Genomic DNA, 14,975 nt, shown 5'->3' on the forward strand with positions numbered 1-14,975 from the left:
GGATGACAGGTTCGAGGCAGGATGGATGGTCGCAGGATGAGGATGTCTATTTGGCGGAGGTCGTATTACGCCATATCCGTGAGGGAAGCACGCAATTAAAAGCATTTGAAGAGGTTGGAAAAGGGTTGTCGAGAACTCCTGCTGCGTGTGGCTTTAGATGGAATTCTTATGTCCGTAAGCAATATTCGGAAGGGATAGAGCTGGCTAAAAAGGTACGTAAAGATCTTAAAAAATCGATAGGGACTGCGGAATTGGAGGTGGAGCAGCCGCAGCGTGAGGAACAAGAAATCTCGGTCGGAATAGTCGGGAATGCTGAGCTCAATCTTTCTCTAGATACAGTTATTGCCTATTTAACCAGCTTAAAGAGTAGGTTGGAAGAACGATCATTCCGCTCGCCTGAAGAATTACTGCTGGAGTACTCAGAGTTAAAAAAGCATGCAGATTATTTAGTTCAAGAGAGAGATACAGTAGAAATACGATTTAAGCAGATGGAGAAGGACTACCGTGGATTGCTTGATTTACTGAATCGGGCACGTCAATTATCGGAGGAAAAATGATGATTGCTACAGGAGCATGCCTTTTTAAAAGGTGTGCTTCTATTAATGTTTGATGAAAAGAAAAAGCTTTCTCGCTGGAAAGCTTAAAGTCAATCTATTTATCATTATTAGGCTGCCAAATCAGTGGGTTCTCTCCTAAATCTCTTTCCATATCATACTCTACAGGTTCGAAGCCCTGTTTTTCCCAAAAAGTACGCGAATGGACTCTTGGGTTTGTTTTGATCGGCAGGCCAAGGTCTTTGGAGAATTGGACGAGCATGGAGCCGTATCCCTTTTTTTGATAATCCGGTAAAACTTCAAGCTTCCATATTTCGTAGTAATCCTGTGGAGGGTCAAAATATTTATCAAACCTGGCATCGATTTTATAAAGACTCATCCTGGCCACTAATTTATCCCCAAAATAGATGCCGTAAAAAGGTGATTCGCTATTATCTTCAATAAGATTTGCCTGCAGATCTTCAAGCATGGATAATTCTTGCAAACCATATTCCTTAAATTTCTTGAATTCTTCAAGCGTGCGGTAGTTAACGCGTAATTTTTCAACCTTTACACTCACTTCATAGCCCCCTTAAATGTATGTGAAAAGTTTATACTTATATTTCCATTATAGCTAAATATATAGAAAAATCATAATTTTTAGTCGTCAGGACGGCTACTGAAACACTTGTTGAATGAGGATCGGCCGAATAAGTGTGAATAAGTGTGAAATTCAGCCGAATAAGTAGGTAATCTGGCCAATCGACAAAGAAATAGAGCGGAGTTCATGATTAATCCAGCCACAAGAATGAAGTGGTTGATAAGCGATGGATAATCCAGCCGTATAAGTTATGCTATTCCTCCAAACTACAAGGAAATAGAGAGGAAGCCATCGATAATTCAGCTAAATGACGATTGACTAAAACAGGATGGAGTTTCTTTTCATCATACATAGCAAATGTTACAATTATTGCAAAAGATCACTTGGAGGAAAACATGAGGATTGGGATAATAGGAGGAGGGGCAATTGGATTATTGGCAGCCTCCAAGCTGAGTGATAACCATCAAATTACGCTATTCACGCACACATCATTACAAGCGGACGAAATTAATGAAAAAGGAATTACCCTAATTGACATGCAGGGTGAGGTTAATTATAAAAATATTAATGCGTTATGTATTGATGATTCGGAACATTTAATTCAAAGACAAGAAATCATCATTCTAAGCGTAAAGCAGACCGCTCTCATAGAACTATGGTCTCTACTAGAAGAGAATGCATCTGCAGTTGTCTTTTTACAAAACGGTATGAGCCATTTCGCTCATTTACCTGAATTGTTGGTTTCCACAATCTATACTGGGATTGTTGAGCATGGTGCCATTCGGGAAAATAATCATACGGTTCACCATACAGGAATTGGAATGATAAAAATGGGCTTATATAGAGGAAGGAAGCTGCCGGGTATGGAATATTTGGATACGGATGGTTTTCCGGTGCAATTGCTCCCTGATATCAAATCAATTCATACTGAAAAATTGATTATTAATTCTGTTATAAACCCGTTGACCAGTATATTAGGGGTTCGCAACGGTGAATTAATAAAAAATACATATTACATTAAGCTGTTGAAATCCATCTGTCAGGAGGTTTGTCATTCGTTATTAATTCCGGAAACTGAGCATCAGATTTATTTAGAGAGAGTTATTACAATATGTGGTCGAACAGCTAAGAATACCTCTTCTATGTTAAGGGATCTTCAGTTGGGTAAAAAAACTGAAATAGAGGCAATCCTTGGATATTGTATTCGCGAAGCAGATAAGAATGATATCCCAGCACCTCAATGTAAAATGCTGTTTAATATGGTGCGTGGTATGGAAGAAAGTGAGGAGATGTGAGTGGACAGCTTATTAGCAGGCCTTATCGCTATTTGCGTAATCATGCCAATTATTGTTTATTTGACCGTATATACAATTTCCCGACAGATGCTTAAAAATAACAAAAAGGCAGTCAGGCTTTCTGCCGACGCTACGACGGTTTTTTTGATTATGGCAGTTCATTATGCAATCATCGCTCTTTTTGAACATTCATACTTATGGATTATTTTAATTGTCTTGATTATAATCGCTTCCGCTGTGTTGTTTATGCATTACAAAGTAAGGGAAGAGGTTGACTTGAAAAGAGTTTTCACTGGTTTTTGGAGAGCTTCATTCCTGTTATTCTCTGCCGCCTATTTTTTATTGGCCGCAATTGGGATTCTTGAGAGAATAGTAAAAGTATTTACATAGGCGAGTAGCAATACCTTTTAAAGCTTTCAAAGGGAATGATATACTGTTATATGAATTTGTTCAAAAGGAGACAACCATTGATGATGGAATACATAAAAATGAATCTTCCAGCTATGAATAGTTTTGCATCTGACTATATCAAGGGAAGTATAAATAAATCTTTTGCAGAGTATGATTGGAAGAATGAGAAGCATATTCAAGATCGGGCGGATTGGCTTGATGGTCGAACTTATCCACGAGATGAAATGGCAACCTATATTGAATCCTTCATGAGTAAATATGGAATATCAGAGCAAGTAAAGGAAAATATCGATGCCTTGCGTGAGGATGCTTTAGTAATCGTTGGAGGCCAGCAAGCAGGATTATTGACTGGACCGCTGTATTCTATTCATAAAGTTATCTCGATTATAAAATTGGCAAAGGAACAAAGTGAAAGATTAAATAAAAGGGTAGTCCCAATCTTCTGGATTGCTGGTGAGGATCATGATTACCAAGAGATTAATCATGTTTACGCTGAAGAGGGGCATGAAACTAAAAAAATCGTGTACCCGGAAAAACCTTTATCGAAAAAAATGATATCTGATATTAATATGAATCCGGATATAGCGAAAGATTGGCTGCAGGATGTATTTTCCTTATGGGGTGAGACAGAGCGTACGAACGAATTGCTGGATTGGGCGGAAAAAGCAATTGATCAATCCGAAACCATCACCGATTTTTTCGCTATTCTTATAAATGATCTCTTTAAAATGCATGGTCTCTTAATGGTGGATTCAGGTGACCCAGGCTTTAGGAAGCTGGCTGGGCCTGTCTATCAGCAAATTGCTTATGAAGCAGGAATTAGCAAAGCCGTAATTGAACAGCAAAATCTTTTGAAAAAAAACGGATATAATCCGATTATTGATCTTGATGAACAATGTACGAACTTATTTTACTACGAGCCTTCAACTCTTAACCGGCTGCTGTTGGAACGTGAAGAAGGTTCAAGTGACTTAATTGGGAAGGGAAGCGGAATTAAATTATCACAAATAGAGCTGGATCGTTTACTATCTAAACATCCAGAGTATTTCAGTACAAATGTTGTATCTCGTCCACTTTTACAGGAAAAACTGTTTCCTGTCTTAGGATTTATAGCTGGACCCGGCGAGATTGCCTATTGGAGTGAAATTAAACCTGCGTTTGCCATGACTGGAGAAAAGATGCCACCGATATGGCCTCGACTTTCCTTTACGTTATTGGAAGGAAATATTGAAAGATTATTAGAGGAACTTAATCTTCCCTTGGAAAAAGTTTTGAGAAAAGGTTGTTCAGAGGATAGGGAGTTCTATCTGGAAGAATTGCGTAAACAGGCTCCGGATACATATAGCAGTATAATTAAAAATCTGGAATCTGCTCATCTTACGTGGCAACAAAAAGCGGTTGAATTCGATAAAGGATTGGAACCTCTTTTCGAAAAAAATCGCCACTTGATTAAAGAACAGCTCCTTTTTATGCAGAAAAAGGTGGAGAGCCATTTAGAGAGAAAAAATGAAGAAACGATTGCAAAATACAATCGTGTCGAAAATAGTCTCCATCCGGCAGGCGGCCTGCAGGAAAGAATTCTCAATCCGTTTTACTTTTTCAATCAATATGGGACATTATGGGTCGATTGCCTCTTGGCGGAATCGCTCGAATTTGATGGGTCGCATTATGTCGTAACCATATAAAGATGCTGTAAGAACTTAAGTGGAAATTTGCTTCGTTTGACAATAAATAAAGAGTGAATTATGGAAGCTTTTGTCCAAATAGAACATAAAAAAACAGATAATAATATCTAGAAAAAACTGTCTTAGAAAGGCAGTTTTTTTTGTTTTTCTAGGCTTGGCTGAAATCAATGAATCATAGTCTGAAATTTTATTCAAATATTAAAGTTTTTTTATATAAATTGTGGAGAAAAGTGGGGCGATGTGGTACTCTAAGGTGGAGAAGTGGGGTGAAGGACATGTTCATGGGTGAATACCATCATTCAATTGATTCAAAAGGACGCATAATCATACCTTCTAAATTTCGGGAAAGTTTAGGCGATATGTTTGTAATTACACGCGGCCTTGATCAATGCCTGTTTGGATATCCACTGGATGAATGGTCTCAACTTGAAGAAAAACTAAAAGGCCTTCCACTTACGAAGAAGGATGCAAGAGCATTTACCCGTTTCTTTTTTTCAGGTGCGACTGAATGTGAACTGGATAAACAGGGACGTGTGAACATCCCGGGACCACTTTTAAACTATGGAAAATTGGAAAAAGAATGCGTAGTTTTAGGAGTATCTAACCGGATAGAAATATGGAGTAAATCAATATGGGAAGAATATTTCTCGGAATCAGAAGAATCTTTCTCAGAGATTGCTGAAAATATGATTGGTTTTGATATTTAATGCGCATACTTCCTTTCAGGAAGGTGAAGAAATGTTTAATCATACGACTGTACTATTAAAAGAAGCTGTGGATGGACTGAATATAAAACCTGACGGTATCTATGTTGATTGTACCCTTGGGGGCGCAGGACACAGTGAATTAATTGCGAAGTCTTTATCCGGACAAGGAAGATTAATATCGTTTGACCAGGATGAGACTGCATTAAAGCATGCAGAGAAGAAGCTAGAGCCTTATATGGACAAGGTAACATTAATTAATAGTAATTTTGTTTATTTTGATGAAAAACTCACTGAATTAGGTATTACAAAGATAGACGGTATTCTATACGATCTGGGTGTTTCATCTCCTCAATTTGATACCCCGGAAAGAGGATTCAGCTATAACCATGACGCATTACTTGATATGCGAATGGATCTATCATCTCCTTTAACAGCTTATGATGTAGTGAATAGCTGGACATACGAAGAGTTGGTCCGGATTTTCTTTAGGTACGGTGAGGAAAAGTTTTCGAAACAAATTGCCCGCAAAATCGAACAAGCCAGAGAGATTGGGCCAATTCGTACAACCTTTGATTTGGTAGATATTATTAAGGAAGCTATCCCTGCTCCAGCAAGGCGAAAAGGCGGACATCCCGCTAAGCGAATCTTTCAAGCCATACGAATAGCCGTGAATGATGAACTGAGAGTTTTTGAAGTATCTTTAGAAAAAGTGCTTCCTATGCTCAATAAAGGCGGCAGAATTTCAGTGATTACGTTCCATTCGTTGGAAGATCGGATTTGCAAAAGCTTCTTTAAAGAACATTCGGAATTACCGCCAATGCCACATGGATTGCCGATTATTCCAAAAGAATTCGAGCCGGATTTAAAGTTGATAACCAGAAAACCGATTTTACCGAGTGAAGAAGAAGTGGAAGCGAATAAAAGAGCGCGTTCAGCTAAATTAAGAATAGCAGAAAAGAAATGAATAGATTATGAAAAATTATTTAATGGGAGGGGATAAACTTGAGTAGTTTAGCAAGAAAACTTCAGCAAGAACAGCAACGTCATGTAGGAACAACAACAAAGAAGGTTAAAGTAAAAGGCGGCATTACGATTGGTGAGAAGATTCTATATTTAACGTTCTCATTGTTTATCGCTTTCTTTGCTGTAAAAATCATTTCCGCACAAGCGAATATATACTCAACGAATAATGAAATTATTGCTCTTGAAAGCAAGATAGAGAATCAGGAAAAGCTTAATAAAGATTATGCAGATCAAGTGGCGGAGTTAAGTACATATGACCGAATCTGGCAAAAAGCAAAAGAATTGGGATTAACACTAAAAGATAAAAATGTTAAGGTAGTGCAAGATTAATGAGTAATCGAAAAAGCCGCAATAGGGGAGCAGCACTCTTATTTGTAATATTTGGGCTGCTTTTTTGTGTAGTATTTTTTCGCTTTTTGTATATTCAGTATACTGGTGTTGCCGGTGGACAGGAGCTTGCTGCTAAAGCGCAGGATAAGTATGAAGTCACCCGTACCTTGTCGGCACAAAGAGGAACGATTGTTGACAAAAATGGTGAGGTGCTGGCAAGGGATACGTCAACCTATAAGCTAATTGCCCTCCTTAATTCATCTGTAACTGAAAATCCGAAAAAGCCAAAACATGTTGTAGATAAGGAAGAAACAGCAAGAGTATTGGCTGAGCACATTGATATGGATGAAAGCGAAATATTAAGTCGTTTGAACAAAAAGGGACTTTATCAAACTGAATTTGGTGCTGCTGGACGTGATTTAACCCATCAACAAAAAAATGATATCGAAGGATTAAATTTACCAGGTATTACGTTTGTAAAGGATACGAAGAGATTTTATCCGAATGGAATCTTCTCCTCACATGTAATAGGGTTTGTTGAGAATAATGAAGAAACAGGGAAAACAACTGGAGCGTTAGGGCTAGAAAAAGAATTGGATAAGTATTTACAGGAAGAGGATGGATCTATCAAGTTTGAGGGTGACCTATGGCGAAATATTCTTCCTAATAAAGAGACGGTAGTGAACGAACCTTCGAATGGAGCTTCTGTTCAGCTGACGCTCGATAAAAAAATTCAAATCTTTTTAGAAGACGCAATGTCGGAAGTCAATAAGAAATATAACCCAACTAAAATGATTGGTGTCGTAGCAGATCCAAAGACAGGGAAAATATTGGCTATGTCACAGCGCCCTACTTTTGATTTAAACACAAGGGATGGACTTGCAGATACCTGGCAGAATCTAGCGGTTGAAGAATCTTTTGAGCCAGGTTCTACCATGAAGATTTTTACGTTGGCTGCTGCTGTTGAAGAAGGAGTATTTAATCCTAATGAAAAATATAAATCAGGCATGTTTAAGATTAAAGGTTCTAGACCGATAAGAGACCATAATGGTGGAGCAGGGTGGGGGACGATTAGCTATCTAGAAGGGGTTCAACGTTCTTCAAATGTTGCTTTTGCTAAATTGGCTGATGAAAAAATCGGAACTGAAAAACTTTTAACATACTTTGAAAGCTTTGGTTTTGGTAAAAAAACAGGTATTGATCTCCCGAGTGAAACGACCGGTAAATTTGTTTATAAATATAAATCTGAACAAATCACGACTGCCTTTGGGCAGGGTTCAACTGTTACACCGATCCAAATGATTCAGGCAGCAACTGCCGTCGCAAATGACGGAAAAATGATGAAGCCCTATGTAGTTGAAAAAATTGTGGACTCCAACACGAAAAAAGTATTGAAGGAAACGAAACCTACTGTAGCAGGCAAACCGATTTCCAAGGAAACGGCAGCTGAGGTGCGTGATATATTGGAAACGGTCGTAACCTCTAAACATGGAACCGGTAAGCCATATAAATTGGATGGCTATGATGTTATAGGTAAAACGGGAACGGCTCAGATTCGCAGTCAAACTGGCGCGGGTTACGCTACTGGTCATGAAAATTATTTATTTTCTTTCTTAGGAATGGCACCGAAGGATAATCCTGAGGTTGTAGTATATGTGGCTATTCAACAGCCGAAAATCAGCGCTAGTGAGTCTGGTTCAGCCCCAGTTTCCCAAGTATTTAACTCAGTAATGGAAAATACATTAAAGTACCTAAATATTAAATCAGATAATACAAAGAAAAAATCCACTAGTGAAGTTCCTGAATTAAAAGAAACGAATGTTGAGACTGCTAAGGCGAAGGTTGAAGAGCTTGGCCTGACACCTATTGTTATAGGGAAAGGGATGAGTGTTTCTAAACAATCGCCGAGTGCAGGATCTCAGATTATTCAAGGAGAGAAGGTTCTTCTTCTGACCGATGGCGACTTAACAGTACCTAATTTTTCAGGATGGTCAATTAGGGATGTTATGAAGGCGGCTTCCTTAATGGAGGTGGAGTTAAATACTTCAGGCTCCGGGTATGCTGTTACTCAAAAACCAAAAGCAGGAACAAAATTGAAGGATGATACTTTCCTAGTTGTTCAATTTGAGAATCCTAAAACCATATATGAAAAATCAAAAGAGAATAGTTCAAAAACCAAGGAAGAGGATGTAGAATCCGATTAGATTTATTTCAGAGCCTGATAGCTTTTAAAGCTATCAGGCTCTTTTTTTCTTTTCATAATGTGCATACATAAACCAAAGGGTACAAGCATACAGTGAAAAAGAGTCGTGCATTGGAGGGATGGGCATGAGAGCATCAAATATTACTGTCAGAAAACGATTAATCGCAGCATTGTTGATCGGATTGTTCGTATTTCTGGTAATCATCATCAGACTAGGATATGTTCAGTTTTATTTAGGAGATTTTTTGACGGGCTTAGCTAAAGATTCGTGGAGCAGAAATGTTCCATTTGAGCCAAAACGGGGAGAGATCAAGGACCGTAATGGAGTGGTTTATGCTACCAATAAATCCGCCCCTACTGTTTATATTGTCCCTCGCCAGGTGGTGAATCCAGCGGATACAGCTAAACAAATAGCCTCAGTACTGAATATGAGGACGGATAAAGCTTTTAAACTCATAACCTCAAATACGTCTATCGTAAAGATACCTGAAGGCCGAAAAATCAGCCACAATAAAGCAAAAGAAATTAGAAACTTAGATTTAAAAGGAGTCTATATTGCTGAGGACTCAATTCGTTATTATCCTAAAGGATCTACACTGGCACATGTTCTTGGATTTGCGGGTATCGATAATCAAGGATTGATGGGCCTTGAATTGGCCTATGATGATGAGCTGAAGGGACAAAAAGGGTATGTTAAGTTTTATGCTGATGCAAAAGGAAAACGGATGGAGAATATGGCTGATGACTATAAAGCTCCAGCAAATGGGTATGATTTAAAGCTAACAGTTGACAGCAGAATTCAAACGATTATTGATAGAGAACTGGAAATTGCCGAAGAAACATATAACCCCGATGGTATTGTTGCTATTGCCGTTAATCCTAATACAGGAGAAATACTGGCAATGTCGAGCAGGCCTACATTTGATCCGTCGAATTTTAGAAATGTGGCACCTGAGGTTTATAATCGGAACTTACCTGTATGGAGTACCTATGAGCCAGGTTCTACATTTAAGATTATTACGTTGGCCGCAGCGCTTGAAGAAGGAAAAGTGGATTTGAAAAATGATCATTTTTATGATCCAGGCTATACAAAGGTAGGCGGAGCTAGTTTAAGATGCTGGAAACGGGGGGGGCATGGATCTGAAACATTCCTTGAGGTAGTACAGAACTCCTGTAACCCTGGGTTCGTTGAGCTTGGTCAAAGACTCGGAAAAGAAAAATTATTTAATTATATTCATGACTTTGGATTTGGAGAAAAAACGGGTATTGATTTACAGGGAGAGGGGAAAGGGATTTTATTTAATATAAATCGAGTTGGCCCGGTTGAACAGGCAACAACTGCTTTTGGCCAAGGAGTCTCAGTTACACCAATCCAACAGGTGATGGCTGTGTCGGCGGCGATTAACGGCGGAACACTTTATACCCCCTATATCGCAAAAGAAATTGTAAATCCTGTCACAGGTGATACCATCATTAAGAAAACTCCAAAGGCGAAAAGGAATGTTATCTCAAAGGAAACTTCAAAGGAAATTCGTGAAGCTCTTGAAACAGTAGTGGCACAAGGTTCAGGGAAAGGTGCATTTGTTGATGGTTATCGAGTTGGCGGGAAAACCGGTACAGCTCAGAAGGCTCAAAACGGCAGATACCTAGAAAATAATTTCATTGTCTCATTTATCGGGTTTGCACCAGCTGATGATCCGCAATTGGTTGTCTATTTAGCGATTGATAATCCAAAAGGAACGGTTCAATTTGGAGGGGTCGTAGCAGCTCCTATTGTTGGAAGGATCATGAAGGATAGTTTGCCAGCACTTGGTATTGAGCAGCGTAAAAATCAAGTAGAGAAAGAAAAAAACTATTTAGATCCGAGAATGGAAGAAGTTCCTGATTTGATTGGAATGACACTAAAGGATTTGGGTGAGCAATATTCTACCTTCAAAGTAGAAAAGTCTGGGAGCGGAAATCGGATTGTGCAGCAATCACCGCAAGCAGGTGTCAAATTGAAAGAGGGTTCTTCCATCCGAATATATCTGGAAGAGGATGATACAGAGGAATAATAGGTTATAAAAGTGGTGCTGCTTTCAGGATATTTCTGCATAGAATAACAAATTGGCAGCTGATAAAAGTTCTTTTCAGCTGCCTCTTCGTAATCTGAAAAAAGTGTAAGCGGTTATTCTTTTACCTGACTAGAAGATTATATACTTTATTATTTCTAAACGGCTTAAATTACGATACAATAGTGAAGATTGCTTTAAAAAGAAAGGAACAGTTTTATGAAACTCGATGAATTAATCTCTAGAATACCGTTTAAACAGAAACAGGGAGATGGCAACCCTCTTATTTCATCCATTGAGAATGACCACCGCAAGGTAAAGGAAGGCAGCTTGTTTATCTGTATTAAGGGATATACTGTCGACGGCCATGATCTTGCAGAAGAGGCGGTTAGAAATGGAGCAGTCGCTATTGTTGCAGAGAAGCCTCTATCACTCTCTGTACCTGTCGTAATTGTTAAAAGCACACAAAAGTTAATGGCTTTACTGGCTGATTTCTTTTATGGCCACCCTACACAAAAGCTTAATCTAATCGGAATTACCGGAACAAATGGAAAAACAACAATTAGTCATCTGGTAGAAAGAATATTTCAGGATGCAAACTATACAACAGGTTTAATCGGAACCATGTATACGAAGATTGGATCTGAAAAGTTCGAAACAAAAAATACAACACCTGATAGCCTAACCTTACAAAAAACATTTGCAGATATGGTGAACAATCGTGTACATACTGCAGTTATGGAAGTATCTTCGCATGCACTCGATATGGGGCGTGTATTTGGCTGTGATTACGATATTGCTGTTTTTTCAAACTTAACACAGGACCATCTTGATTATCATGGAACAATGGATAATTACCGTTATGCAAAAAGCTTATTATTCTCACGTTTAGGAAATACTTATCAGGATAATAAGCCGAAGTATGCCATTTTAAACGCTGATGATTCAGCATCCATCATGTTTGAAAAATCAACTTCTGCTAGTGTGGTAACATATGGAATTATTCAAAAAGCAGATGTTAGGGCAACTGATATTATTATTACTTCAGAAGGAACAAAATTTACTTTGACAACGCCAGACCATAGCTGTCCAATAACAATCCCGATGATTGGAAAATTCAACGTATACAATTGTCTGGCTGCCATTGCTGTTGGACTTGTTTCAGGTCTTCATATCAATCAGATCTTATCGTCTTTACAGAATATTAAAGGAGTGACGGGGCGTTTTGAGCCGGTCTTCGGAGGACAGGAATTTACAGTTATAGTAGATTATGCACATACACCTGATAGCTTGGAAAATGTTCTGAAGACAATCAATGAGTTTGCTTCTAAAAAAGTATATACGATCGTTGGCTGCGGTGGTGATCGTGATCGTACAAAACGTCCAATTATGGCTCGGGTAGCATGTGAATATAGTTCAAATGCCATATTCACATCTGATAATCCGAGGAGTGAAGATGCTTTATCCATTCTTTCTGATATGGAAAATGGTGTCGCCGGCTATGATTACAAAGTTATTGCTGATCGTAAGGAAGCAATTTATGATGCCGTGTTCAGTGCTGAACCTGGTGATGTAGTCCTGATTGCCGGAAAAGGTCATGAAAATTATCAAATCATTGGTAAGGAAGTTCTTCATTTTGACGATAAAGAAGTCGCATTAGAAGCAATTGAACAGAAATTAAATTTGAACCGAAGAGACGAAAGGGAGTAGAACCATGCTGGAGCAAGTTTTATTTTTTACTATACTCGTATCATTCTTAATTACGGTTCTTCTCTCCCCTATTTTTATACCGTTCCTAAGACGTTTGAAATTTGGTCAGAGTATTAGAGAAGAAGGACCGAAATCCCATCAGAAAAAAACAGGTACACCTACGATGGGAGGGGTTGTATTCTTACTGTCAATCCTTGTTACAACCCTTGTAATGACTGGTAAATTTAGAGATCCGGGTACTGAAACCTATTTACTGCTATTTGTAACCATCGGTTTTGGTTTACTTGGTTTCCTGGATGATTTTATTAAAATCGTCATGAAGAGAAATCTTGGATTAACATCTAGACAAAAATTGCTTGGGCAAATAGTTATATCTTGTATCTTTTATTTCATTATGAGACAGAGCAATATGTCTACTGAAATTAGTATTCCATTGACTGATTACAGCATTGATTTTGGATGGTTTTACATCTTTATTATAATATTCTGGTTAGTCGGTTTTTCGAATGCTGTCAATTTAACTGATGGTCTTGATGGGTTGGTATCTGGGGCCTCTGCTATCGCGTTTGGAGCATTTGCTGTATTAGCCTGGAATTTAAAAGAATATGATATTGCTTTATTCTGTGTAGCTGTTGTTGGGGCTGTGTTAGGATTCCTGGTTTTTAATGCTCATCCTGCGAAAGTGTTTATGGGCGATACGGGATCACTTGCCTTAGGTGGAGCTATTGCGACAGTGGCGATCTTGCTGAAATTAGAATTACTTCTTGTTATTATTGGCGGTGTTTTTGTTATTGAGACTTTATCCGTTATTATTCAGGTAGCTTCTTTTAAAACGACAGGTAAGCGTGTATTTAAAATGAGTCCGCTGCACCATCATTATGAATTAAGCGGATGGTCAGAGTGGCGTGTAGTTGTAACATTTTGGACGGTTGGCTTACTTTTCGCTATTTTAGGAATCTACTTAGAGGTGTGGTTATAATATGAAGCAAATAAATGATTATTTAAGAAAAAAAGTGCTTGTCCTCGGGCTGGCAAAGAGCGGGGTAAGTGCGGCTTCTCTATTGCATAAACTTGGTGCTTTTGTAACTGTGAATGATTTTAAGCCTTTGAATGAAAACCCAGAAGCCCAAGGTTTACTGGAAGAGGGTATTAAGGTCGTTTGCGGAAGCCACCCGATTGAATTATTGGATGAAGGATTTGAATTAATCGTAAAGAACCCTGGAATCCCATATACGAATCCGATGATACAGGAAGCACTGAAAAAGAATCTCGAAATAATTACGGAAGTAGAGCTTGCTTATCGAATATCAGAAGCTCCTTTTATTGGAATTACGGGTACAAACGGAAAAACAACAACTACAACATTAATCTACGAGATGCTTGAACGCGGAGGGAAAAAGCCGCTTATTGCTGGGAATATAGGAACTGTAGCAAGCGGCGTGGCTCAGGAAGCAACGGCGGAGAATGTTATAGTAATTGAATTGTCCTCGTTTCAGTTGATGGGAATTCAAACGTTCAGACCTTATATTTCAGTCTATTTAAATCTATTTGATGCCCATTTGGATTATCATGGGACGAAAGAAGAATATGCATTCGCTAAAGCGCAAATAACCAAAAACCAAAAAGATACTGACTTCATCGTGTATAATGCCAACCAGGAGCCTACTAAAAAGGCTGCAGAGGGCTCAGGCGCTATTTCAGTTCCGTTTAGTACTGAAGCAGTGGATGAAACGGGTGCTTACACGAAAGACGGATTTATTTGGTTCAAGAATGAAAAGATTATCGCTATAGATGAGGTAGTATTGCCTGGTAAGCATAATCTGGAAAATATTTTATCCGCTGTAGCTGCCGTTAAATTATATGGTGTAGCTAATGAAGCGATTCAAGATGTACTAAAAACATTCAGCGGTGTTAAGCATCGTACTCAATTTGTTGCAGAAATAAATGGACGAAAATTTTATAACGATTCCAAAGCAACAAATATTTTGGCTGCGTCAGCCGCTATATCCTCGTTTAAAAGTCCATTAATCCTGTTAGCAGGAGGCTTGGATCGAGGAAATGAATTTGATGAATTAATTCCGCTCCTCACTCATGTTAAGGCAATGATTGTTTTTGGAGAAACAGCTGAAAAATTAACGAAAACTGCACAGAAAGCAGGGATATCTATAATCAAACATGTCGATAATGTAGCTATAGCTGCCAATGAAGCATATAAACTTTCAGAAAGTGGCGATACTATTTTACTTTCACCGGCATGTGCGAGTTGGGATCAATATAAAACTTTTGAAGCCCGGGGAGACATGTTTATGGATGCCGTGCATAAGTTAAAATAGGGAGCTTGTTCGGAGAGTCAGTATTTCTCATGAAAGGCGCTGCCAAATGCAATAGAGACGATTTTGAAGTCGTCTCTTTTTGTTAGCATTTAT

At 38.5% G+C, this 14,975-nt stretch carries 13 protein-coding genes; 12 read left to right on the forward strand and 1 reads right to left on the reverse strand.

Annotated features, from left to right (window positions below; translation table 11 throughout):
- Positions 1-2 precede the first annotated feature (2 nt).
- Entirely contained in the window at positions 3-557 is a 555-nt protein-coding gene (locus F7984_RS06300) for an RsfA family transcriptional regulator (RefSeq protein ID WP_140461234.1), read from the forward strand.
- Between the two features lie 94 nt (positions 558-651).
- On the opposite strand, the gene F7984_RS06305 is transcribed toward F7984_RS06300, so the two are convergent.
- Positions 652-1,113: an N-acetyltransferase gene (locus tag F7984_RS06305; protein ID WP_139891303.1), complete on the reverse strand. Its 462-nt coding sequence runs from the start codon at positions 1,111-1,113 to the stop codon at positions 652-654.
- 416 nt (positions 1,114-1,529) lie between these two features.
- Here F7984_RS06305 and F7984_RS06310 point away from each other — a divergent pair, with 416 nt between their 5' ends.
- The 11 genes from F7984_RS06310 (at position 1,530) to murD (ending at position 14,882) form a co-directional block, all read left to right on the forward strand.
- A complete protein-coding gene (locus tag F7984_RS06310; protein ID WP_140461235.1) occupies positions 1,530-2,429 on the forward strand; it encodes a 2-dehydropantoate 2-reductase in 900 nt (299 codons plus the stop codon).
- Complete coding sequence (locus F7984_RS06315) at positions 2,430-2,819, forward strand: DUF3397 domain-containing protein (RefSeq protein WP_077247941.1); 390 nt, start codon at positions 2,430-2,432, stop codon at positions 2,817-2,819. It abuts the gene before it with no gap.
- Positions 2,820-2,899: 80 nt separating this feature from the next.
- Positions 2,900-4,525: a bacillithiol biosynthesis cysteine-adding enzyme BshC gene (gene bshC / locus F7984_RS06320; protein ID WP_175354214.1), complete on the forward strand. Its 1,626-nt coding sequence runs from the start codon at positions 2,900-2,902 to the stop codon at positions 4,523-4,525.
- Positions 4,526-4,800: 275 nt separating this feature from the next.
- Entirely contained in the window at positions 4,801-5,232 is a 432-nt protein-coding gene (gene mraZ, locus F7984_RS06325) for a division/cell wall cluster transcriptional repressor MraZ (protein ID WP_066102303.1), read from the forward strand.
- A 31-nt stretch (positions 5,233-5,263) separates the two neighbouring features.
- Positions 5,264-6,196, forward strand: a complete 933-nt coding sequence (gene rsmH / locus F7984_RS06330; protein ID WP_066102300.1) for a 16S rRNA (cytosine(1402)-N(4))-methyltransferase RsmH — start codon at positions 5,264-5,266, stop codon at positions 6,194-6,196.
- A 38-nt stretch (positions 6,197-6,234) separates the two neighbouring features.
- Entirely contained in the window at positions 6,235-6,585 is a 351-nt protein-coding gene (ftsL, locus tag F7984_RS06335) for a cell division protein FtsL (protein ID WP_066100720.1), read from the forward strand.
- Positions 6,585-8,789, forward strand: coding sequence for a penicillin-binding protein (locus F7984_RS06340; protein WP_139891301.1), 2,205 nt, complete (start codon positions 6,585-6,587; stop codon positions 8,787-8,789). The genes ftsL and F7984_RS06340 overlap by 1 nt, the downstream gene beginning before the upstream one ends.
- Positions 8,790-8,913: 124 nt before the next feature.
- A complete protein-coding gene (locus F7984_RS06345; protein ID WP_066100713.1) occupies positions 8,914-10,842 on the forward strand; it encodes a stage V sporulation protein D in 1,929 nt (642 codons plus the stop codon).
- Between the two features lie 216 nt (positions 10,843-11,058).
- The gene (locus F7984_RS06350; protein WP_066100709.1) at positions 11,059-12,549 is read left to right on the forward strand and encodes a UDP-N-acetylmuramoyl-L-alanyl-D-glutamate--2,6-diaminopimelate ligase; all 1,491 of its coding nucleotides are present in this window, start codon (positions 11,059-11,061) and stop codon (positions 12,547-12,549) included.
- 4 nt (positions 12,550-12,553) lie between these two features.
- Entirely contained in the window at positions 12,554-13,528 is a 975-nt protein-coding gene (gene mraY / locus F7984_RS06355) for a phospho-N-acetylmuramoyl-pentapeptide-transferase (RefSeq protein WP_140461236.1), read from the forward strand.
- A 1-nt stretch (position 13,529) separates the two neighbouring features.
- On the forward strand, positions 13,530-14,882 hold the full coding sequence (gene murD / locus F7984_RS06360; RefSeq protein ID WP_140461237.1) for a UDP-N-acetylmuramoyl-L-alanine--D-glutamate ligase: 1,353 nt from the start codon (positions 13,530-13,532) through the stop codon (positions 14,880-14,882).
- Positions 14,883-14,975: the final 93 nt, after the last annotated feature.

The sequence above is a fragment of the Pradoshia sp. D12 genome (genome assembly GCF_008935075.1).
Taxonomy (GTDB): Bacteria; Bacillota; Bacilli; order Bacillales; family Pradoshiaceae; genus Pradoshia.

Coding starts and splice junctions, on each gene's coding strand:
- F7984_RS06300 (WP_140461234.1), top strand. CDS start 3: ATGACAGGTTCGAGGCAGGATGGATGGTCGCAGGATGAGGATGTCTAT.
- F7984_RS06310 (WP_140461235.1), top strand. CDS start 1,530: ATGAGGATTGGGATAATAGGAGGAGGGGCAATTGGATTATTGGCAGCC.
- bshC (WP_175354214.1), top strand. CDS start 2,900: ATGATGGAATACATAAAAATGAATCTTCCAGCTATGAATAGTTTTGCA.
- mraZ (WP_066102303.1), top strand. CDS start 4,801: ATGTTCATGGGTGAATACCATCATTCAATTGATTCAAAAGGACGCATA.
- rsmH (WP_066102300.1), top strand. CDS start 5,264: ATGTTTAATCATACGACTGTACTATTAAAAGAAGCTGTGGATGGACTG.
- F7984_RS06340 (WP_139891301.1), top strand. CDS start 6,585: ATGAGTAATCGAAAAAGCCGCAATAGGGGAGCAGCACTCTTATTTGTA.
- F7984_RS06345 (WP_066100713.1), top strand. CDS start 8,914: ATGAGAGCATCAAATATTACTGTCAGAAAACGATTAATCGCAGCATTG.
- F7984_RS06350 (WP_066100709.1), top strand. CDS start 11,059: ATGAAACTCGATGAATTAATCTCTAGAATACCGTTTAAACAGAAACAG.
- mraY (WP_140461236.1), top strand. CDS start 12,554: ATGCTGGAGCAAGTTTTATTTTTTACTATACTCGTATCATTCTTAATT.
- murD (WP_140461237.1), top strand. CDS start 13,530: ATGAAGCAAATAAATGATTATTTAAGAAAAAAAGTGCTTGTCCTCGGG.